Below are 21,501 nucleotides of genomic sequence, written 5' to 3' on the forward strand. Positions count from 1 at the left end.
GGCTACCGATATGGCGGCTGCGACTCGACGAGGTCCTTCGCGTCGCGCAATCCCAGACCGGGATGCATCTCGCGCAGCCGTTTGATCGCCGGAATCCGCTCGGACGTCGCCGCGATCGCCGCCCGCACGTCCTCGACGGGAACGTCCGCCGGCGACACGCGCGCCGCCGTGGTCCGGGGCTCGTTTCGGTGCCGCCACGCCGACACGGTCGTCACGGCGAAGCTGAGGACTGCGTACACCCAGATACCCAGCGACACCCAGTCCCACGCCGACGGTTCCGACGTGACTCGGTCGACGGCGGACGGTCCCGCCAGGACGACGAGCCAAGCCAGGATCAGCGTCCCGACCCAGCGCTCGACCCGTTCGCTCTCCAGCCAGCGCAGCACGACCTACACCTGGCCCGGCGGCAACTCCTCCTGCTGCTCACTACCGCCGCCGAGGAGGTGCTCCTGGGTCAGTGGGCTCTCGACGGGCGTACGCGCGACAGCCTCGGCCGCGCGGACCGCACGCTCGACCGCCGGATCGGTCTTGGTCTCGAACCAGCCGGCGATCTCGTCGGAGTCGTCCTCGGGCCGTGGCAGGTTCTCGTCCTCGGTGCGGCTGGGCTCGTACCGGAACACGCCGTCCTCGCCGGGCGCCCCGAGCGTCTTCGCGAACCCCTTGAGCGCGTCCCCGAAATCACTGGGCACGAGCCACACCTTGTTCGCGTCGCCCTGCGCCATCTGAGGCAGCGTCTGGAGGTACTGGTACGCAAGGAGTTCCGGCGTGGGCTTGCCCGACTTGATGGCCGCGAACACCTTCTCGATCGCCTTGGCCTGCCCCTGCGCCTGCAGGTACTTGGCGGCGCGCTCGCCCTGTGCGCGCAGGATCCGCGACTGGCGCTCGCCCTCGGCCGACAGGATCGACGCCTGCTTCGCGCCCTCGGCGGCGAGGATCTGGCTCTGCTTGGCACCCTCGGCCGTCTTGATCGCCGACTCGCGATGGCCTTCCGCGTTGAGGATCATCGCCCGCTTCTCGCGGTCGGCCTTCATCTGCTTCTCCATCGACTCCTGGATCGACGGCGGCGGATCGATGCTCTTGAGTTCGACGCGGGCGACGCGCAGGCCCCACCGGCCGGTGGCCTCGTCGAGCACGCCGCGCAGCTGACCGTTGATCGAGTCACGCGAGGTGAGCGTCTCCTCGAGGGTCATGCCGCCGACGACATTGCGCAGCGTGGTGATGGTGAGCTGCTCGACGGCGGCGATGTAGTTGCTGATCTCGTAGACCGCGGCCTGCGGGTTGGTCACCTGGAAGTAGACGACCGTGTCGATCGACAGCGTCAGGTTGTCCTGCGTGATGACCGGCTGCGGAGCGAACGACACGACCCGCTCACGCAGATCGACCTTCGCCCGGATCCGGTCCACGAACGGGACCAGGAACGTCAACTGACCGGACACGGTCTTGATGTAGCGGCCCAGGCGCTCGATCACCGCGGCCTCGGCCTGCGGCACCAGCGCCACCGACTTCGCGACCACGACGACGACGAGTACGACCAGTACCGCCAGAACTATCAGTGCAGCCATCTCTCCTACGGTCCCCTCCATACGACGGCGGTGGCGCCGTCGATCTCCATCACCGTGACTGTCGTCCCCGGTGGGTACACCTCGGTGACGTCGAGCGGACGCGCTGTCCACACGTCACCGTCGAGCTTGACCTGACCGCTGTGCGCCGCGACCTCCTCGAGGACCAGCGCCTGCTTGCCGGGCAGGGCAGCAGTATTCATGAGCTTGAGCGGCGGCTTCTCGAAACGGCGCAACAACGCGGGCCGCACCCCCAGGACGAGGGCGAGCGACACGACACCGAACACGACCGCGTCGACCCAGACCGGGAAGTCGGTCACCGCGCTGAAGCCGGACGTCACCAGCGCGCCGCCTGCCAGCATCAGCAGGAAGAACTCCCCCACCAGCGCTTCCGCAGCCGCCAACAACACCCCCGCTACCAGCCAAATCAGAGCTGCCACAGCACCATCTAACCAGAAGTTCCGCTGAGCGAGACATGCGCGAACTCCGGCTGTGGACAAGGGCGGCGCCGCGGACCGAGCGCGGCAAATCCGCCGGTCAGTCCACGGTCACGAAGTCGACGAGCCGCTCCACGGCGCCGATCAGCGGCGCCTCGAGGTCCCGGAAGCTGCCGACCGCCCCGTAGACCCGACGCCAGCCGTCCTGCGGTGTGCCCCAGCCGAGGGCGTCGCACACGCCGGTCTTCCAGTCCCGCCCGTGCGGAATCCGCGGCCACGCCTCGATTCCGACGGCCTTCGGCCGCACCGCCTCCCACACGTCGATGTACGGGTGCCCGGTCACCATCACGTACGGGCCGAGCCCCTGCGTCAGGCGTTCCTCCTTCGATCCGGTGACGAGGTGGTCGACCAGGACACCGACCTTCCGGCCGGGCCCCGGTTGGAACTCGGCCAGGCGGTCGGCGAGGTTGTCGAGGCCTTCGAGATGCTCGACGACGACGCCTTCGACACGCAGATCGTGACCCCACACCCGCTCGACGAGCGCGGCGTCGTGCACGCCCTCGACCCAGATCCGGCTGGGCAGCGCGGTGCGGGCGCGCAGACCTTCGACCTTGGTCGACCCCGACGCCGAGCGCTGCGGCCCCTTCTGCGCCGACTGCGGAGTCGGCCGGACGAGGGTGACGGCCCGGCCGTCGATGAGGAACGCGGCCTCCCGCATCGCGAACAACCGGGTGCGCCGGGCGGCATCCTCGAGGCGCACGAAGTCGCCGTCGTAGGTGCGCTCGATGCCGACGACGGCCCCGCAGAATCCGGTTGCCGCATCCTCGACCACCAGGTCACGCTCGGCGGCCACCTGCGGAGTCGTGGGCTTTCGGGTCCGGGGATGACCGGCGAAGATGTCGCCGTACTTGTTGCTCGCGTTCACGGCACCTCACGCTATGTCAGACCGGGGCGGGCGCGGTTCCCGCCACGCCGTCCTATGCTCGTTTACCGTGAGTTCCCTCAGCGCGACGCTGACCGTGTGGGCCGGTTCCTGGCTCGCCGGCGACAGCGCACCCGACGACGTGATCGACGCCCTCCACCAGTGGGCGCCGATGCACATCGTCGGCGCGTCCGACGCCGGAACCGCGATGTCGACCGGCCTCGGCTGGCCGGGTGTGCAGGACGGCGCGGGCCCGATCCTGCTTCGCCTGGTGCGCCAGGCCGCCGCATCCGACGCGGCCGAGGTCCGACTGGTGCTGCCGGCACCCGGCGACGTCCGCGGGCTTCCGGCCGGCACCGGGTTCGCCCGAGCCGCGCTCGACGCCGGTGAGGGCGTCCTCGTCGGCGAGACGGGTCAGCCGGGCATCGGCCTGGTCCCCGTCGTCGAGGGACCGGATGTGCTGCGCTGGACGATCTTTCCGATCGATACGGTGCCGGCGCCCGGCGAGCACACCGGGCTCGGCGAAGCCGAGTACGCGATGCGCGAAGCGATCCGGGACGCCGCCGACGCGCTCCTGCAACTGTCGTCGGTGCACACCGGGCACCCGGGCACCGATCCGCGTCGGCGGATCGCCGAGGCGCTCGACGACCGGGCACACCACCGCTATCCCGACGCGGCGCCGACCCGGGCCCTGCGCATCCTCGACTCGGCCGACCAGGTGGCCGCCATTCTCGCCGTGGCCGAGGATGATTCACCGACCGAGGCCCCGTCCGCGTCCAGTGCCGCCGCCCGCGAGGACCTGCTGCGGCCGCTGTGGACCGCGGTGCGGACGGCCCGGGTGGCGGCCGTGTCGGCGTGCGCCCGCTCCCCGTACCGCGCCTGACCGGGTTCAGCCGTCGCGGTGGTTCATCACGATGTGCCGGTCGATCCGCACATGCTCGTCCAGCGTCGGGTACCGCAGGCCCGTGTCGGGGCCGTAGCCGTGGTGTCGTAGCCACGCGTAGACGTCGCCCCACAACCAGATGCCACCCGAGACCGTGTTGAACGGGACCGGGAACGGCGTCCCGCGTTGACGCACCCCCCGCACCCACTGCCCCACCGCCTGACGGGTCACCCCGGCGCGATCGGCGATGTCCTGACGGGTCACCAGATCCGGGTGGGTGCGCAGCGGACGGACCCCCTCGGCCACCAACTGATCGACCAGGCTCATCCCGGCCGTCGCGCAGCGCATGCCCTCGGCCGCCACCGTCAACAGCTGCAGACCGCCGTGGTCGTCGACCCGACCGTCGAACTCCTTCGCGACCGCGGTCTCCCGCGAAACCGTCAGCAACGGAACGATGAACGTGAATTCGAAGCGGTGGTAGAGGCTGTCGTGCACCCGCTCAACATAGCCCGCCCCGTCTGTTTCCCTCCGGAAACGCGGCGGGCCGGTCAGCGGGTGCTCGGCCGACGGACCGGTGCGCAGCAGTCGACGGCGCACAGGCGCCCGTCGACGGACGCACCGAGCAGCGGCTCACGACCGAGCCGCTGCGGCGCCACGCCGGAGCGACGCTCCTCGACGAGGTCGAGCACCATCCGCGCGAAGCGTGGATCGGTACCCGGCGTCGCGACGCGCGCGAACTCGATTCCGAGCTCCGCGGCCTTGTCGCGGGCCTCGGTGTCGAGGTCCCACACCACCTCGAGGTGGTCGGACACGAACCCGACCGGACACACGATCACGGCCGGGGCACCGGCGGCCGCGACCGCCTCGAGGTGATCACAGATGTCGGGGTCGAGCCACGGCACCTGCGGCGGCCCCGACCGGGACTGCCACACCAGGTCGAACTCGTCGACGCCGGCCGCCTCCGCGCACAGGCGCGCCGCCTCGGCGACCTGACGGCTGTAGAGGTGCCCGCCCTCGGCAGGCGGTCCGGCGTTCGCGTCGGCGGCGACCGGTACCGAGTGCGCGGTGAACACCAGCCGCACCCGGTCCCGGGCGTCCGCCGACAGTTCCTGTCGCGCAACACGAATCGCATCGGCGAAGGCGGCGACCATCAACGGATGGTCGTAGTACTGCCGCAACTTCGTCAGGGTCGGCGCCGCGTCGACCGCGGCGCGGGCACGGACGATGTCCTCGTGGTACTGCCGGCACCCCGAGTACCCGCCCCAGGCCGACGTCGGGAACACGAGCGCGTTGCGCACCCCGTCGTCCCGCATGCGGGCGACGGTCTCCTCGACCATCGGATGCCAGTTGCGGTTACCGAAGTACACCGGCAGATCGATTCCGGCCCCACGCAATTCGTCCTCGACCCGCGCGATGATGTCGCGGTTGAGGCCGTTGATCGGGGACACACCGCCGAAGTGCATGTAGTGCCCGACGACGGCGTCGAGGCGTTCGGGCGGAACGCCCCGACCCCGGGTGACGTTCTCGAGGAACGGCCGCACGTCCTCCGGCTTCTCGGGTCCCCCGAAGGAGAGCACGAGTAGTGCGTCGAATGCCGTGTCCCGCTGACCGCTCATGCCCTCATTCTCGCCCGTCCCGGAACCGCCGCCGCGGACGGGTCAGCCGACCACCGCGTGGAAGCCGCCGTCCACGTAGATGATCGACGCGGTGGTGCCGGGCAGCCAGTCCGAGAGCACCGTGCACACGCTCTTGGCGACGGCCGTCGGATCGTCGACGTCCCAGCCGATCGGGGCGGCGGCGTCCCACGCGGTGTTCAGCTTGTTCAGCTCCGCGCCCGGGCCGGTCGCGTCGCCCGCGATCGCCTTCGCGGCGAGGGTCTTGACCGGTCCGGCCGCAACGAGATTCGATCGGATGCCGCGGCCACCGACCTCCTTGGCGACGTACCGGTTGACGGCCTCGAGGGTGGCCTTGGACACGCCCATCCAGTTGTAGAACGGCATCGCCCGCGACGGGTCGAAGTCCATGCCGACGATGGAGGCGTTGTCGTTGAGGACCGGCAGCAGCGCCTTCGCCAGCGACGCGTACGAGTACGCCGAGATCTCCATGGCGTTCGAGATGTCCGACCAGGGCGCGTCCAGGAACGGCGCACCGAGACCCGACCGGGGCGAGAACGCGATCGAGTGGACGACGCCGTCGATGCCCTCGGGGGCGAGCTCGCGAACGCGATCGGCGAGAGTGGCCAGGTGCTCCTCGTCCTGGACGTTCAGCTCGACGGCCGGCGGCACCGGCTGCGGAAGCCGCTGGGCGATCCGGTCGATCAGCCGCAGCCGGTCGAACCCGGTGATGATCACCTTCGCGCCCTGTTCCTGCGCCACCTTCGCGACGTGGAACGCGATCGACGCGTCGGTGATGATGCCGGTGACGAGAATGGTCTTGCCCTCGAGCAGTCCGCCCATGGGTGATGGTCCTCCTGTATGAAAGTCTGTGGGTGCGTGAGGTTTCGGGTGGGCCTAGTGGCCCATGCCCATGCCGCCGTCCACCGGGATCACGGCGCCGGAGACATATGCGGAGTCGTCGGAGGCGAGGAAGCTGACCACCGCGGCCACGTCCTCGGGCTTCCCCAAGCGCTGCAGCGGGATGAACTTCTTGGCGGTGTCGCGCAGGTCGTCCGACAGGTCCGCGGTCATGTCGGTTTCGATGAAGCCGGGCGCGACCACGTTGGCCGTGATCGACCGCGAACCCAGTTCGCGGGTGATCGACCGCGCCATGCCGATGACGCCGGCCTTCGAGGCCGCATAGTTGATCTGACCCGCCTGGCCGGCGAGGCCGACGACCGAGCCCAGGAAGATCATCCGCCCCCAGCGCGCGCGGAGCATGGCTCGGTTGGCGCGCTTGGCGCACCGGAACGCGCCGGTCAGGTTGGAGTCGATGACGCGCGAGAACTGCTCCTCGTCCATGCGCATCAGCAGCGTGTCGTCGGTGATTCCCGCGTTGGCGACCAGCACCTCGACCGGACCCTGGTGCTCCTCGACCTCCTTGAAGGCGCGGTCGATCGAGTCCGCGTCGGTGACGTCGCACTTCACGCCGAACAGACCCTCCGGAACGCCGGATCCGCGGTGAGTGACGGCGACCTTGTGTCCGTCGTCGAGGAGGCGCTGCGCAACGGCGAGGCCGATGCCGCGGTTGCCTCCGGTCACGAGCACGGAACGGGACGGGGTGCTGGTTTTCGACATGCGATCAACCTATCTGCTCGACTACCCGTTACGGGCGCAGGTGGACGAATTCGACGAACTGGACCGGCCCCTGCGCCTCACGGCAGTCGTTGCCGCAGCACCAGGGCGGAGCCGAGGCCGGCGGCGCAGAACAGGACGCCGAGGACCAGCCACGGCCGGCTGGCGTCACCGCGGGCGTTCTCGAAGCCGATCTGCTCCTCGAGGGTGTCGTAGACGGCGCGCAGTTCCTCGACGCTCGAGGCGGTGAAGAAGCTGCCACCCGACAGGTTCGCGATCTCGCGCAGCGACGGGTCGTCCACCGGGACCGGGATCCGGTCACCCTCGATCTCGACGGTGCCGTAGCTGGTGCCGAACGAGATGGTGGAGATCGGGACGCCCTTGTCCTTGGCCTGCCGCGCCGCGGTGAAGCCGCCGCGCGGATCGGTCGGGCTCTCCGGCACGGTCTGCTTGCCGTCGGAGAGCAGCACGATCCGCGCGGGCGGAGCCTGCTCGCTGCCGCCGAGGACCGCCGCGAGGGTGTCGATCGACTGCAGCGAGGTGAAGATGGCCTCGCCGGTCGCGGTGCGCTCGCTGAGCTTGAGGTTGTCGATGGCCGCCTTGGTCTCCTCGCGGTTCGGAGTCGGCGACACCAGCACCGACGCCGTGCCGGCGAACGCGACCAGTCCGAGGTTGATGCCGGGCGTGAGCCCGTCGGCGAACGCCTTCGCGGCCTCCTGTGCGGCGGCGATGCGGGTCGGTTCGACGTCGGTCGCCTTCATCGACAGCGAGACGTCGATCACGAGCACGACCGTCGCGCGGTTGCGCGGAACGCGTTTGTCGGCAGTCGGTCCGGCGAGTGCGACGGTGAGGAACAGCAGACCGACGAGCAGCAGCGCCGTCGGAATGTGCCGGGTGATGTTCGGCCTGTTGGGCGCGACCTTCTCCAGCAGTTCCATGTTCGCGAACCGCAGCACGTGCTTCTGCCGGCGGCGCTGGATCACCACGTACCCCGCGGCGAGCGCGGCGACGACCGCCAGGAACAGCAGCCACCACGGGGACGCGAACTGCGACAGGCTCATCCGCGTGCCACCCGGCTCGCACCCGGCCGGTTCTGTGGTGCCCCGAAGCTGTGTCTGCGGGCCGAGACGAACCGCACGACGTCGGCGATCCAGTCCCTGTCGGTGCGCAGACTCAGCCGCGGTGCGCCGCAGCGTCGTAGCGTCGCCTCGACGTCCGCGCGGTGTGCGGCCGCCGCGCGCGCGAAGTCGGCACGCAGCTTCGGCGTCGTCGAGAACTCCCGTGTCCGACCGGATTCCGGGTCGAACAGCACGACGTCACCGGCATCGGGCAGTTCCATGTCACGCGGGTCGAGTACCTCCACCGCGAGCAGGTCGTGCCTGCCCGACAGTGCCCGCAGCGAGTGCTCCCAGTCGATCGGCCCGAGGAAGTCGCTGACGACGACCGCCAGACCGCGGCGTCGCTGGGGTCGGCGCAGGGATTCGAGCGCGCCGCGCAGATCCCCCCGCACACCCTCCGCGGCATGCGGGGTGGACGCGATCCGGCGCAGCATCGCCTGCGCGTGCACCCGACCTCCACGGGCCGGGATCCGCTGCATCCGGTCACCGGTGGCGACGATTGCCCCGATCCGGTTCCCGCTGCCGCCGGCGAGGTAGGTGACCGCCGATGCGGCCGCGATCGCGAGGTCCCGCTTCTCGCACGATGCGGTGCCGAAGTCCAGGCTCGACGACAGGTCCACCACGAGCCAGGTCTCCAGTTCGCGGTCGGCGACCGTCTGGCGCACGTGCGGGTGCGTGGTCCGGGCGGTGACCGACCAGTCCATCTGCCGGACGTCGTCGCCCGGCTGGTACTCGCGCGCGTCGCCGGGCTCGGAGCCGGGCCCGGGGATGAGTCCGAGGTGGTCGCCGTGCAGGACACCGTCGAGTCGTCGACGGACGGTGAGCTCGAGGGTCCGCAGCGCCGCGGTCAGCTCCGGATCGCGCAACGATCCGGAGCGAAACGACGGGACCGCGCCCGCAGACCGGGTCACTGCCGCGGGGTGGTCGCCGCGGGCACCGGGCCCGGATCGAACGCCGGCGGCGCCGGCTGTGCCACCGGCTGCGCGCCGACCTGCGGCAAGCCGACGGTCTGGAGCACCCGGATGATCACGTCGTCGGGCGACACCTCGTCGGCCAAGGCGTCGTACGACAGCACCAGGCGGTGGCGCAGCACGTCGGGGATGACCTCGAGCACGTCCTGCGGGACGACGTAGTCGCGGCCCCGCAGCAGCGCGAGCGCCCGCGACGCGGAGATGATGCCGAGGGTCGCGCGCGGGGAGGCGCCGTACGCGATCCACCCGGCGACGTCGTCGAGACCGAACTGGCGCGGGGTGCGGGTCGCGGCGATCACGCGCACCACGTAGTCGACGAGGGCGTGATGGACGAACACGTTGCTCGCCACCGTCTGCAACCGGACCAGTTCCTGCGCGTCGAGGATCTGGCTGGGTTCGGGCGCGGCGACACCCATCCGGTAGACGATCTCGCGCTCCTCCTCCACCGACGGGTAGTCGACGAGCACCTTGAACAGGAAGCGGTCGCGCTGCGCCTCGGGCAGCGGGTACACGCCTTCGTTCTCGATCGGGTTCTGGGTGGCCATGACGAGGAACGGTTCGGGCATCGGATACGTCTTGCCGCCGATCGAGACGTGCCGCTCGGCCATCACCTCGAGGAGCGCCGACTGCACCTTCGCGGGCGCACGGTTGATCTCGTCGGCGAGCAGGAAGTTCGCGACGACCGGTCCGAGTTCGGTGTCGAACTCCTCCCGGCCCTGCCGGTAGATCCGGGTGCCGATCAGGTCGGTCGGCACCAGGTCCGGGGTGAACTGGACGCGGGAGAACGAGCCGCCGACGACCTTCGCGAACGTCTCCACCGCGAGCGTCTTGGCGACGCCGGGAACGCCCTCGAGCAGCACGTGCCCCTTCGCGAGCACGCCGACGAGCATCCGCTCGACCAGCCGGTCCTGCCCGACGATGACGCGCTTGACCTCGTAGATCGCGCGCTCGAGGGTCTGCACGTCACGCGCGAGATCGGGTGCCGGACCTCCCATACCCGCGTGCGTCGCCCCTTCCGAGCCGGATCCCGCCACAGCACCGTCACGTGAGGTCACCAAGAATCCCCGCTTCCACCTAGATCGATCGGATCGACTTGCCTGTCCGCTCAACTATTCCAGGTGCCGGCGATACCCGACACAAGGACGACGCCAGCCGAGGCGAGCTAGGACACCATACGGACAGCGTAGGGGGTCATCCCGTCCCAACGCACCGGCGAAACCTGGACGACCGAACCGGACTGCGGCGCCTCGAGCATCTGCCCGTTCCCGAGGTACAGCGCGACGTGCTGGCTCGCGTTGGCGCCGTAGAAGATCATGTCGCCGCGCCGCATCTCCGACGACGGCACCTGTGTGCCGGCGGTGTACTGGTAGCCGGTGTAGTGCGGCAGCGAGATACCGACACCGGCGAACGCGTAGATCATCAGCCCGGAGCAGTCGAAGCCGACCTTGCCGAAGTCGCCGAAGCTGTCGGCGACGCCGCCGTCCCGGATGCCGAGCGTCGGGCCGTTCTCGTTGCCGCCTCCCCACGCGTATTGGACGCCGAGCTGCGACATGCCGCGGTCGATCACCGTCTCGATCGCCGCACTACCGGTGACGGCCGGGGCCATCGGCTTCGGCTTCGCCGGCGCGGGCGGCGACCATCCACCGGAGTCCTCGTCGAGCTGGGTGTGGGGACGCTGCCCGTCGGCCAGTTGCGCGGCACGTTCCTGCGCGGCGCGATCCTCGGCCGCTCGGCGGGCCGCCTCCGCTGCGGCGGCAGCGGCGGCCGCGGCGGCGGCTTCCTCGGCCCGGCGCTGGTTGTCCCACGCGACGTAGGCGTCGCGCTGGCCCTGCAGGCCCGTCACGTTGTTGCGGGCCGCGTCGAGCTGCGCCTGAGCGGAGTCCCGTGATGCCTCGATCTCCGCCTTGCGGGACGCCTGCTCCTGCAGTGCCGTACGGGCACTCGCGATCGCCTGTTCGGCGTCGGCCTTCTTCGCCTCGGCCGCGCCTGCCGCGGCGTCGGCGCGCTGCTTCGCCTCGCGCGCAGCGGAATCCCGGTTCGCCTGTTCGGTCCGCGCGCGCTGCAGGTTGTCGAGCACGGCCTTCTGGCTGGCGGAGAGCAGCCGCATGATCTGGGCCCGGTCGAGGATGTCGTCGGGCCCCTTGGCACCGAAGTAGGACGACAGCGACGCGACGTTGCGGCCCTTGGTGTAGCTCTCGACGGCGTAGTCGGTGAACCGCTGCTGCGCCTGTTCGATCTGGGTGCCCGCATCATGCAGCGCCTGCTGGCTCTGCGCGACGAGACTCCCGGCGGCGTCGGCCGCGTCGCGGGCGGTCTGCAGGTCGACGAGCGCGCGGTTGACGTCCTCGCGCTTGATCGCGACCTCGTCGTCGAGGCGTGCCAGTTCCTGGTTCGCGCCGGCGACCTGGTTGATCAGGTCACCGACCTGCGTGACACCGGCGGACACCTGGGCGTTGCCGCTCTCGATCTCGGCGTCGGACGGATTGGGTGGTGGGGGCGGCACCGCGGCGGTGATGCCGGGCATACCCACGACCAGAGCCCCGACGACACCGACACCCAGTACCACCCGCGCGACACGCGACCGCGCACGTGAGAAACCCGGACGTCGCACGCCTGCGCGTGAACTCCTTCGCCTCACAACATCCTCCCTACTGCTGCGACCGGAATCGGCTGTCCAACCGATCCGTGCGGGGAGGCACGTCCCCGGCGGACAGCCGCCGAGGACGCACAGATCACGTGACGTCACAACTGTCACGTGAATCTTCACATCACTCTTGCGACACTTCTTCCCCAAAAAGCGCCATTGGCACCGTACGACACTTTGCGCGCTCTGGTGAACTCTTGTCACAAATGACGTCGTGGTAATTCCACCAGGCGAAATGATGACACCTGTGGGCGTGAAACGGGGGCACCAGCGCCTACGGCCGCGCGGCGTTTCGCGCCCGGCGGGCGCAGGTCAGTCGTCGAGTCGGCCGGTCTCCGTGCCCGCGGACAGCGTTCCTGCGGCGGCGTCGGGCGCGACCGGATCGCCGGCGTGCGACGCCGGCCCACGACGGACCTTCGCGACGTAGGACAGGCCGCCGACGAGCGCGACGACGAGTACGAGCAGCGCCGTCACGAGGCCCCACGAGTGGCCCGGTTCGGTGATCTCGTCGACGAAGTTGTTCGCCGACTGGACCGCATTGCCGGTGTAGGTGCGGTCCTGCGCTCCCTCGAGCACGACGCGACTGATGGTGTCGCTGTACGTTCCCGGCGACGACGGGCTCAGGACCAGAACCGTGCCGCCGTCGACCTTGCCGACCTCGGTGGCCAGATCCCGCAACTCCTCGGGACGACCCGGGTTCTGCTCGAGCACAACGATTTTCAGGTCGATGCCGTGTTCGTGCGCACGCGCGACGACGTCCCGAAGGTCGGCGACTTCCGAGGCCGGCGCCGCGACTCCGTCGTCCGACAGATCCGCCAGCACTGCGTCCACAGACACGTCGTCGGGAATCGTGGCAGCGAGCGGGAGGCGGGCGGGCGCGATATGAGCAGGCATCTCTCATCCGGGATCAGTGGGCAGACAGGGACTCGCAGGGCAGGCGGGCAGAAGCCTGGAAAGAACAGTACGTGAAGACCTATCGCCGCAGCGCCTCCGTCCGTTGCGCCCGCGTGCCGACTGCGTGAGGATTGGACCGACGCGAGCCGACCCGACGCCGCATTCGTTCCGGCGCCAGACCCTGAAGTCTCACAGGACAAGCGTACTGTTAGACTTCTCTGGAGACGCCCGCGGAACTGTCGGGTTCGGTTCGCCGATCGAACCGGGCACTGTTCGCGTGCCTCGCTTCAGCCGTCGACACAGCCCCGTCGATGGCGAACCTCAAAGACGAGTGGAGCTGACGTGACCACCAGTATTGATACGTTCGGCGCCAAGGGAACGCTCGAGGTCGGAGACAACTCGTACGAGATCTTCCGCCTCTCGGCCGTGCCCGGCACCGAGAAGCTGCCTTACGCGCTGAAGGTTCTCGCCGAGAACCTCCTGCGCACCGAGGACGGCGCCAACATCACCGCCGATCACATTCGCGCCATCGCGAACTGGGACCCCTCGGCACAGCCGAGCGTCGAGATCCAGTTCACGCCCGCGCGCGTGATCATGCAGGACTTCACCGGCGTGCCGTGTGTCGTCGACCTCGCCACCATGCGTGAGGCCGTCACCACCCTCGGCGGCGACCCGAACAAGGTCAACCCGCTCTCCCCCGCCGACATGGTCATCGACCACTCGGTCATCCTCGACGTGTTCGGCCAGGCCGACGCCCTCGAGCGCAACGTCGACCTCGAGTACCAGCGCAACGGCGAGCGTTACCAGTTCCTGCGCTGGGGCCAGGGCGCGTTCGACGACTTCAAGGTCGTCCCCCCGGGCATGGGCATCGTTCACCAGGTCAACATCGAGTACCTGGCTCCCACCGTCATGACCCGTAACGGTCAGGCGTACCCCGATACCTGCGTCGGCACCGACTCGCACACCACGATGGTCAACGGCCTGGGCGTGCTGGGCTGGGGCGTCGGCGGCATCGAGGCCGAGGCTGCGATGCTCGGCCAGCCGGTCTCCATGCTGATCCCGCGCGTCGTCGGCTTCAAGCTGACCGGTGAGATCAAGCCCGGTGTGACCGCGACCGACGTCGTGCTCACCGTCACCGACATGCTGCGCAAGCACGGTGTGGTCGGCAAGTTCGTCGAGTTCTACGGCGCCGGTGTCGCCGAGGTTCCGCTGGCGAACCGCGCGACCCTGGGCAACATGAGCCCCGAGTTCGGTTCCACCGCAGCGATCTTCCCGATCGACGGCGAGACCATCAACTACCTGCGTCTGACCGGACGCTCCGAGGAGCAGCTCGCGCTCGTCGAGGCCTACGCCAAGGAACAGGGCATGTGGCACGACGCGGACCATGAGCCCGCGTACTCCGAGTACCTCGAGCTGGACCTCGGCACGGTCGTGCCGTCGATCGCCGGCCCGAAGCGCCCGCAGGACCGCATCCTGCTGTCGGAGTCGAAGGACGCGTTCCGTCGAGACATCGTCACCTACGTCACCAACGGTGCCGAGGCCGCGCACTCCGCGCTGGACGAGGCCGTCGAGGAGTCCTTCCCGGCGTCCGACCCGGCCTCGACGGCCGGTGTCTCCGACGTCGCCTCGGTGATTCCGTCGGCCGCCAACGGTTCGCACGGACGCCCGAGCAAGCCGGTGACGGTGAAGACCGACCGCGGCGAGTTCGTTCTCGACCACGGTGCGGTCGCGGTCGCGGGCATCACGTCCTGCACCAACACCTCGAACCCGTCGGTCATGCTCGGTGCCGCGCTGCTCGCCCGCAACGCGGTCGAGAAGGGCCTCGAGACCAAGCCGTGGGTCAAGACCAACATGGCGCCCGGCTCGCAGGTCGTCTCCGACTACTACGAGAAGGCCGGCCTGTGGCCGTACCTCGAGAAGCTCGGCTTCTACCTGGGCGGCTACGGCTGCACCACCTGCATCGGCAACACCGGTCCGCTGCCGGAGGAAATCTCCAAGGCGATCAACGAGCACGACCTGTCGGTCACCGCGGTGCTCTCCGGTAACCGCAACTTCGAGGGTCGCATCTCCCCCGACGTCAAGATGAACTACCTGGCGTCCCCGCCGCTCGTCATCGCGTACGCGCTGGCCGGCACCATGGACTTCGACTTCGAGGTCGACGCGCTGGGCCAGGACCAGGACGGCAACGACGTCTTCCTGAAGGACATCTGGCCTTCGGCCCAGGAGATCGACGACACCATCAAGTCGGCGATCAGCCAGGACATGTTCCGCAAGTCCTACGCCGACGTCTTCAAGGGCGACGAGCGCTGGCAGAACCTGGCCACCCCGGCCGGTGACACCTTCGCGTGGGACGAGAACTCGACCTACGTCCGCAAGGCGCCGTACTTCGACGGCATGACGATGGATCCGGCTCCGGTCACCGACATCAAGGGCGCCCGCGTCCTCGCGCTGCTCGGCGATTCGGTCACCACCGACCACATCAGCCCGGCCGGCCCGATCAAGCCCGGCACCCCGGCCGCGCAGTACCTGGACGCCAACGGTGTCGAGCGCAAGGACTACAACTCCCTGGGCTCGCGTCGCGGTAACCACGAGGTGATGATCCGCGGCACGTTCGCGAACATCCGCCTGCAGAACCAGCTGCTCGACGGTGTCTCCGGCGGCTACACCCGCGACTTCACCCAGGAGGGTGCGCCGCAGGCGTTCATCTACGACGCGTCGCAGAACTACCAGAAGGCCGGCATCCCGCTGGTCGTCCTGGGCGGCAAGGAGTACGGCTCCGGTTCGTCGCGTGACTGGGCCGCCAAGGGCACCAGCCTGCTCGGCGTCAAGGCCGTCATCACCGAGTCCTTCGAGCGCATCCACCGCTCGAACCTGATCGGTATGGGCGTCGTGCCGCTGCAGTTCCCGGCCGGTGAGTCCGCCGGATCGCTGGGCCTGGACGGCACCGAGACCTTCGACATCGCGGGTATCGAGAAGCTGAACGAGGGCGTCACCCCGCAGACGGTCAAGGTCACCGCGACCAAGACCGACGGCAGCAAGGTCGAGTTCGACGCGGTCGTCCGCATCGACACCCCCGGCGAGGCGGACTACTACCGCAACGGCGGCATCCTGCAGTACGTGCTGCGCAACATGATCCGGGGCTAGTCACCTGATCGTGTGATCCGGGTCCTCCCGGATCACCCAGTGCGCTGACGGCGGGCTCGGGACGTCAGTCTCGGGCCCGCCGTTGCAGTTTCGTACGAAAGGAAGTCGGCTGTGCCCAAGGTCAGCGAAGACCACCTCGCGGCGCGACGGAGCCAGATCCTCGACGGGGCCCGCCAATGTTTCGCGCAGTACGGCTACGACGGCGCCACGGTGCGCCGCCTCGAGGAGACCACCGGACTCTCGCGCGGTGCGATCTTCCACCATTTCAAGGACAAGGACGGACTGTTCCTCGCCCTTGCCCACGAGGACGCCAAGCGGATGGCCGACGTGGTCGCCGAGGGCGGCCTGGTCCAGGTGATGCGCGACATGCTCGCGTCCCCCGACCAGTTCGACTGGCTCGGCACCCGCCTCGAGATCGCCCGGCGTCTGCGCACCGATCCCGAGTTCGCGCGCGACTGGACCCAGCGCAGCGCCGAACTCACCGAGGCCACCGTCCGCCGGCTCGAGAAGCAGAAGTCGGCCGGTCGTCTGCGCGACGACCTGCCCACCGACGTTCTGCTCGACTACCTCGACCTGGTACTCGACGGGCTCATCGCCCGCATCGCATCCGGGCACGGCGCCGAGAACCTCTCGGCCGTCCTCGATCTAGTCGAGGAATCGGTGCGGCGGAAGGGCTGAAGCGCGTCACTCCGTCTTCTTGCGCCGGTTCGGGCCGCCCCGCCGACGCAACGTCACGTCCGCTTCGACGAGCACGTTGTGGATGAATCCGTACGAGCGGCCTGTCTGTTCGGCGAGGGTGCGGATGCTGGCACCCGCCTCGTATTGCGCCTTCAAGTCGTCGCGGAGCTTGTCACGCGATTCCCCGGTGATACGGGCCCCCCGCGAAATCCCTGAGATCTCCGCCATGACGTCCTCCGGTCAGCTGAGCGAGACTCACTTTCCAGGCTAGATCACCGATCGACGCGTGATCAACAAACCGAAAACTCGCTCAGCCAGCGGAGACGGACGAATCAGGCGAGCTGGATCAGCTCCAGGTACTCCTGCGACCAGTGGTCCTCGGTGCCGTCGGGCAGCAGGATCACACGCTCGGGGTTGAGCGCCTCGGCCGCGCCCGGATCGTGGGTGACGAGGACGACGGCGCCGGTGTAGCTGCGCAGCGCGTCGAGCACCTGCTCGCGCGAGATCGGGTCGAGGTTGTTGGTCGGCTCGTCGAGCAGCAGCACGTTCGCCGCCGACGACACCAGACCGGCCAACGCCAGACGCGTCTTCTCGCCGCCGGACAGCGTTCCCGCCGGCTGGTCCAGCTGCGGGCCCGAGAACATGAACGCGCCGAGCAGTCCGCGCAGGTCCTGCTCGCCCGCGTCGGGGGCGGCGTGCCGGATGTTCTCCCACACGCTCGCGTCGTCGTCGAGGGTGTCGTGCTCCTGGGCGAAGTAACCGATCTTCAGGCCGTGTCCGGGCACCAGTTCGCCGAGGTCCGGCGTCTCCACGCCGCCGAGAAGACGCAGCAGCGTCGTCTTGCCGGCACCGTTGAGACCCAGGATCACGACGCGGGAGCCGCGGTCGATCGCCAGGTCGACGCCGGTGAAGATCTCCAGCGAGCCGTAGACCTTGGTGAGTTCCTTCGCCATGAGCGGCGTCTTGCCGCACGGCGCGGGCTCGGGGAACCGGATGTGCGCGACCTTGTCGTCCACCCGCACGTCGTCGAGCGCAGCCATCATCTTGTCGGCACGCTTGGCCATGTTCTGTGCCGCGGTCGCCTTGGTGGCCTTCGCGCCGAGCTTGGCTGCCTGCTGACGCAGAGCGCTGGCCTTCTTCTCGGCGTTGGCGCGCTCGCGGCGACGACGCTGCTCGTCGGTGGCGCGGGCATCGAGGTACTTCTTCCAGCCCATATTGTAGATGTCGGCCTCGCCGCGGACGGCGTCGAGGAACCACACCTTGTTGACGACGTCGGCGAGCAGATCCACGTCGTGGCTGATCACGATCAGGCCGCCGTCGTGGTTCTGCAGGAAGCCGCGCAGCCACGTGATCGAGTCGGCGTCGAGGTGGTTGGTGGGCTCGTCGAGCAGCAGCGTGGTGTTCGACTTGCCGCCGGAACCGTCCGAGGCGGCGAACAGGATGCGCGCGAGCTCGACGCGACGACGCTGACCGCCCGAGAGGGTCTTGAGCTGCTGGTTCAGCACCCGGTCGGGCAGTCCGAGGCTGTTGCAGATGCGGGCGGCCTCGGACTCGGCGACGTAGCCGCCGAGCGCGGAGAAGCGGTCCTCGAGATTGCCGAACTTACGGACGGCCTTGTCCCGGGTGGCGTCGTCGACAGCCTCGGCCATGATGGCCTGCTGCTTCTCCATCTTCTTGATGATCTCGTCGAGGCCGCGTGCCGACAGCACCCGATCCTTGGCGAGGACCTCGAGGTCGCCTTCCTTGGGGTCCTGCGGCAGGTAACCGAGATCGCCGCTGCGCACCACCGCGCCCGCGTAGGGCTCGCCCTCGCCGGCGAGGATGCGCAGCGTGGTCGTCTTACCGGCGCCGTTGCGGCCGACCAGACCGATCCGATCACCCGCCTGTACGCGGAGCGCCGACCCCGGCGCAGAGAGCAGGGTCCGCACACCGGCACGAACTTCCAGGTCGGTGGCGGTAATCAAGCACATCTCCTCGGTAAGAGCCACAGGCACAACTTCGGCCACGCAGACGCGTGACCGGCATGTCATGTTGCCCGCGAACGAGCACAAGAACCACCGATTTTACCGTGCTGCCCGCTCGGTGCCACACGGCGGCCACGTGACTCCGCTAACGTGCGATGCCATGACACGCGAGAACGACTTGCAGGGACGGAACGCCCTCGTCACCGGCGCCAGCCGCGGAATCGGCAAGGCCATCGCCGCCGAACTCCTCGCCCGCGGAGCCAACGTCGTCGTCACCGCCCGCAAGGCCGAACCGCTGGACGAGGCCGCGATGGAACTGCGCGCGCTCGGCCACGCCGGCCACGTCGTCGCGATCGCCGGCAACTCCGGCGACGCCGACGCCCGCCGCGAGGCGGTGACCCGGACGGTGTCCGAGCTCGGTTCGCTCGACATCCTCATCAACAACACCGGCATCAACCCCGTGTACGGGGCCTTGATGGACGCCGACCTCGACGCGGTCCGCAAGATCTTCGACGTCAATGTCGTCGCCGCCCTCGGATACGTGCAGGAGGCGTACCGGGCGTGGATGGCCGAACACGGCGGCGCGATCGTCAACCTCGCGAGCGTCGCGGGAATCCGGTCGACCGGCGTCATCGCCGCCTACGGCGCGTCCAAGGCGGCGCTCATCCGCCTCACCGAGGAACTGGCGTGGCAGCTCGGTCCCACGATCCGGGTCAACGCCGTCGCCCCGGGCGTGGTGAAGACGAAGTTCGCGGCGGCCCTCGTCGCCGGCGGCGAGGACCAGGCGTCGTCGATCTACCCGATGAAGCGGCTCGGCACACCCGAGGACGTGGCGGGGCTGGTCGGCTTCCTGGTTTCCGACGACGCCGCCTGGATCACCGGCGAGACCGTTCGCGTGGACGGCGGCCTGCTCGCGACGGGCGCGCTCTGACCCCCACGCCGGATCTCGCGGTCGTCGGGCTGGGGCCCGCCGGCCGGGCGCTCGCGCACCGCGCGGCCCGCGCCGGTCTGCGCGTCGTGGGCATCGACCCGCACCCGGACCGGCCGTGGTCGCCGACCTACGCGGCCTGGGTGGACGAACTCCCCCGCTGGCTCGGACCCGAGGTGCTGCGCGCGACGGTCGGCCGGCCGAACGTGTGGGCCACCCGTTCGAGGGTGCTCGACCGCGAGTACGCGATCCTCGACAACGCGGCGCTGCACCGGCGGCTCGACCTCGAGGGCGTGCGGGTGGTCGCCGGAGTCGCCGCCGCGGTCGCGTCGAACACCGTCGTCCTGCGTGACGGGACCGAGGTCCGGGCACGCCGGGTGATGGACGCTCGTGGCCTGCGCCCCGATCCGACACTGGCCGAGCAGACGGCGTTCGGCCTCGTCCTGCCCACCGCCGCGGCGGCCCCGGCGATGGGCGGTGCCGCATGCTGGTTCATGGACTGGCGTCGCGACAACGGCACGACGCCGGAGGATCCGCCGTCGTTCCTATACGCCGTGCCGCTGGGCGACGACAGCGTTCTGCTCGAGGAGACGTGCCTGGTCGGACGGCCGGGGCTGGCGCTCGACGAGCTGCGCCGGCGCCTCGACGCCCGCCTGCGGGCACGCGGTGTGGAACCGCCCGCGAACCTCGAGGTGGAGCGGGTCCGGTTCCCGGTGCAGGCCCCGCGAAGTGCCGGGACGGTGGACGCATTCGGCGCCCGGGCGGGCCTGATCCACCCGGGCACGGGGTACAGCGTCGCGGCGTCGCTGACCGCCGTCGACGACGTCGTCGAAGCCCTCGTGGCAGGTCGGGATCCCGGAAACGCTCTGTGGCCGTGGCGCGCTCGCATCGTGCGGTCGCTCCGCGGGGTCGGACTCTCGGCGCTGCTCCGACTCGACCCCGCCCGCACCGAGGAGTTCTTCGACGCCTTCTTCGCACTGCCGGTGGAGCGTCAGCGCGCCTACCTGTCGGGGCGCGCCGACGCGACCGGGACGATGCACACGATGTGGGCGTTGTTCCGCACGGTCCCACCGCCGATCCGTCGGACGCTGGCGCGGGCCGGCGTCGGATGGTGACGAATCAGGAACCGAGCGAACCCGTCGGGATCCACCACGGCAGCAGGCCGAGCGACCCGCTCGCCGGCGGGGCCGTCCTCGGCAGCGGCGCGCCGTCGAGGTCCGCGGGCTGCGCGACGCCGAGGTTGTCGAGAACGGTGGGCGTGATGTCGGCGATCGCGTAGTCGTCGTCGGTGGCGCCGGCCTGGTAGCCCGCACCCCGCGCGATCACGAACGTCGTTGCCTCCTCGGCACTCTGGCCGCCGTGTCCGCCGGTCGGCTTGTGTCCGTGGTCGGAGGTGACGAGGATCGTCCATTTCTCGCCGGTCGCCTTGCTGCGGGCGTCGACGGCGGCGACGATCTTGCCGACCTCAGCGTCGACGCGCTCGAGCGCCGGCGCGTACTCCGGCCCCGCGGTGCCCGACGAGTGCCCGGCGCCGTCCACCTGGTCGAGCTGGGTGAAGACGAAATCGGGTCCGTTGGTGGCGATCTCGGCGGCGACGGCCGAGGCGGTCGCCGCATCGGTCGCGGCCTCGCTACCGGCGCCCGGGGTCGTCACGACGACGTCGGCCCTGGGCGTACCCGATCCGGCGATGGTGGCGATACCGCCCCACGTCGAGATCGAGGCGGTGCGCAGTTCGGGCTTCACCTGCTCGATGCGAGTGAACGCGGTCGGGTACTGGTCGTAGCGCGCACCGTTGAACGAGTTGTCGACCACACCGTGCTTGGTGTGCCCCTGCGTTATCTGCCTCTGGTATCGAGTGATCGAGCCTCTAATGCTTGCTGATCTGGGTACATATTGCAGCTGGGGCGCAGGGGGTAGTCTCTGTCATGTGAGGCGCGGGAGCAGCTTCTCGCTTGCATGGCGTGGCGGCGCGAGCGTGGACAGTCACGATCGTGGCGCGCTGACCGGAATCAGGGCCCCCTGGTCACCACCTGCGCGAGGTGACAGCACAGCCCCGGATGCGCTGTTAGCATCACCGGCATGACTAGCTTGCAGAAAGGCTCATGACCGGCCGTCGAACGCTTGTCGTT

Annotated in this window: 21 protein-coding genes; 5 read left to right on the forward strand and 16 right to left on the reverse strand. The window is 69.6% G+C overall.

The features are described from left to right. Positions 1-2 precede the first annotated feature (2 nt). The 4 genes from ABI214_RS02520 to ABI214_RS02535 form a co-directional block, all read right to left on the reverse strand. Positions 3-386: a ribosomal protein L7/L12 gene (locus tag ABI214_RS02520; RefSeq protein WP_348605829.1), complete on the reverse strand. Its 384-nt coding sequence runs from the start codon at positions 384-386 to the stop codon at positions 3-5. 3 nt (positions 387-389) lie between these two features. Beyond that, positions 390-1,562 (reverse strand): SPFH domain-containing protein, encoded by a 1,173-nt coding sequence (locus ABI214_RS02525; protein WP_348605831.1) that lies wholly within the window; start codon positions 1,560-1,562, stop codon positions 390-392. 5 nt (positions 1,563-1,567) lie between these two features. Next, positions 1,568-1,999, reverse strand: coding sequence for an NfeD family protein (locus ABI214_RS02530; RefSeq protein WP_348605833.1), 432 nt, complete (start codon positions 1,997-1,999; stop codon positions 1,568-1,570). Positions 2,000-2,096: 97 nt separating this feature from the next. Further along, a complete protein-coding gene (locus ABI214_RS02535; RefSeq protein WP_348605835.1) occupies positions 2,097-2,921 on the reverse strand; it encodes a DUF3097 domain-containing protein in 825 nt (274 codons plus the stop codon). A 67-nt stretch (positions 2,922-2,988) separates the two neighbouring features. On the opposite strand from ABI214_RS02535, the gene ABI214_RS02540 reads away from it, so the two are divergent. Then, positions 2,989-3,801 (forward strand): hypothetical protein, encoded by an 813-nt coding sequence (locus ABI214_RS02540; protein WP_348605838.1) that lies wholly within the window; start codon positions 2,989-2,991, stop codon positions 3,799-3,801. Positions 3,802-3,807: 6 nt separating this feature from the next. Here the strand turns inward: ABI214_RS02540 and ABI214_RS02545 are convergent, their stop codons facing one another. The 9 genes from ABI214_RS02545 to ABI214_RS02585 all read right to left on the reverse strand — a co-directional run bounded on the left by ABI214_RS02545 (position 3,808) and on the right by ABI214_RS02585 (position 12,658). Beyond that, positions 3,808-4,296 carry a helix-turn-helix domain-containing protein gene (locus ABI214_RS02545; RefSeq protein ID WP_348605840.1) on the reverse strand — a complete coding sequence of 163 codons (489 nt, stop codon included), beginning with the start codon at positions 4,294-4,296 and terminating at the stop codon, positions 3,808-3,810. A 53-nt stretch (positions 4,297-4,349) separates the two neighbouring features. Continuing rightward, the gene (locus ABI214_RS02550; protein WP_348605842.1) at positions 4,350-5,417 is read right to left on the reverse strand and encodes a ferrochelatase; all 1,068 of its coding nucleotides are present in this window, start codon (positions 5,415-5,417) and stop codon (positions 4,350-4,352) included. Positions 5,418-5,459: 42 nt separating this feature from the next. Next, positions 5,460-6,257 carry an NADH-dependent enoyl-ACP reductase InhA gene (gene inhA, locus ABI214_RS02555; RefSeq protein WP_348605844.1) on the reverse strand — a complete coding sequence of 266 codons (798 nt, stop codon included), beginning with the start codon at positions 6,255-6,257 and terminating at the stop codon, positions 5,460-5,462. 54 nt (positions 6,258-6,311) lie between these two features. Continuing rightward, the gene (gene fabG1 / locus ABI214_RS02560; RefSeq protein ID WP_348605846.1) at positions 6,312-7,034 is read right to left on the reverse strand and encodes a 3-oxoacyl-ACP reductase FabG1; all 723 of its coding nucleotides are present in this window, start codon (positions 7,032-7,034) and stop codon (positions 6,312-6,314) included. A 77-nt stretch (positions 7,035-7,111) separates the two neighbouring features. Continuing rightward, a complete protein-coding gene (locus ABI214_RS02565; protein WP_348605848.1) occupies positions 7,112-8,092 on the reverse strand; it encodes a VWA domain-containing protein in 981 nt (326 codons plus the stop codon). Then, complete coding sequence (locus ABI214_RS02570; protein ID WP_348605850.1) at positions 8,089-9,060, reverse strand: DUF58 domain-containing protein; 972 nt, start codon at positions 9,058-9,060, stop codon at positions 8,089-8,091. Before ABI214_RS02570 ends, ABI214_RS02565 begins: the two co-directional genes overlap by 4 nt. Then, positions 9,057-10,115 carry an AAA family ATPase gene (locus ABI214_RS02575; RefSeq protein WP_348605852.1) on the reverse strand — a complete coding sequence of 353 codons (1,059 nt, stop codon included), beginning with the start codon at positions 10,113-10,115 and terminating at the stop codon, positions 9,057-9,059. The genes ABI214_RS02570 and ABI214_RS02575 overlap by 4 nt, the downstream gene beginning before the upstream one ends. Positions 10,116-10,282: 167 nt before the next feature. Next, positions 10,283-11,758, reverse strand: a complete 1,476-nt coding sequence (locus ABI214_RS02580; RefSeq protein ID WP_348605854.1) for an NlpC/P60 family protein — start codon at positions 11,756-11,758, stop codon at positions 10,283-10,285. 318 nt (positions 11,759-12,076) lie between these two features. Then, positions 12,077-12,658: a DUF6676 family protein gene (locus ABI214_RS02585; protein WP_348605856.1), complete on the reverse strand. Its 582-nt coding sequence runs from the start codon at positions 12,656-12,658 to the stop codon at positions 12,077-12,079. A 342-nt stretch (positions 12,659-13,000) separates the two neighbouring features. Between ABI214_RS02585 and acnA the strand changes: the two genes are divergently transcribed. Both acnA and ABI214_RS02595 read left to right on the forward strand, forming a co-directional pair. Then, positions 13,001-15,802, forward strand: a complete 2,802-nt coding sequence (gene acnA / locus ABI214_RS02590; RefSeq protein ID WP_348605858.1) for an aconitate hydratase AcnA — start codon at positions 13,001-13,003, stop codon at positions 15,800-15,802. A 111-nt stretch (positions 15,803-15,913) separates the two neighbouring features. Beyond that, positions 15,914-16,480 carry a TetR/AcrR family transcriptional regulator gene (locus ABI214_RS02595; RefSeq protein ID WP_348605860.1) on the forward strand — a complete coding sequence of 189 codons (567 nt, stop codon included), beginning with the start codon at positions 15,914-15,916 and terminating at the stop codon, positions 16,478-16,480. Positions 16,481-16,486: 6 nt separating this feature from the next. Here the strand turns inward: ABI214_RS02595 and ABI214_RS02600 are convergent, their stop codons facing one another. Together ABI214_RS02600 and ABI214_RS02605 are read right to left on the reverse strand one after the other, a co-directional pair. Then, complete coding sequence (locus tag ABI214_RS02600; protein WP_348605862.1) at positions 16,487-16,708, reverse strand: helix-turn-helix domain-containing protein; 222 nt, start codon at positions 16,706-16,708, stop codon at positions 16,487-16,489. Positions 16,709-16,812: 104 nt separating this feature from the next. Further along, positions 16,813-18,444, reverse strand: a complete 1,632-nt coding sequence (locus ABI214_RS02605) for an ABC-F family ATP-binding cassette domain-containing protein (RefSeq protein ID WP_348605864.1) — start codon at positions 18,442-18,444, stop codon at positions 16,813-16,815. A gap of 160 nt (positions 18,445-18,604) precedes the next feature. Between ABI214_RS02605 and ABI214_RS02610 the strand changes: the two genes are divergently transcribed. Together ABI214_RS02610 and ABI214_RS02615 are read left to right on the forward strand one after the other, a co-directional pair. Beyond that, entirely contained in the window at positions 18,605-19,375 is a 771-nt protein-coding gene (locus ABI214_RS02610) for an SDR family oxidoreductase (protein WP_348605865.1), read from the forward strand. Next, positions 19,372-20,487, forward strand: a complete 1,116-nt coding sequence (locus ABI214_RS02615) for a lycopene cyclase family protein (RefSeq protein WP_348611176.1) — start codon at positions 19,372-19,374, stop codon at positions 20,485-20,487. The genes ABI214_RS02610 and ABI214_RS02615 overlap by 4 nt, the downstream gene beginning before the upstream one ends. A gap of 4 nt (positions 20,488-20,491) precedes the next feature. On the opposite strand, the gene ABI214_RS02620 is transcribed toward ABI214_RS02615, so the two are convergent. Next, positions 20,492-21,184, reverse strand: coding sequence for an alkaline phosphatase family protein (locus tag ABI214_RS02620; RefSeq protein WP_348605866.1), 693 nt, complete (start codon positions 21,182-21,184; stop codon positions 20,492-20,494). Between the last annotated feature and the right edge of the window lie 317 nt (positions 21,185-21,501).

Source organism: Prescottella soli, from assembly GCF_040024445.1.
Taxonomy (GTDB): Bacteria; Actinomycetota; Actinomycetes; order Mycobacteriales; family Mycobacteriaceae; genus Prescottella; species Prescottella soli.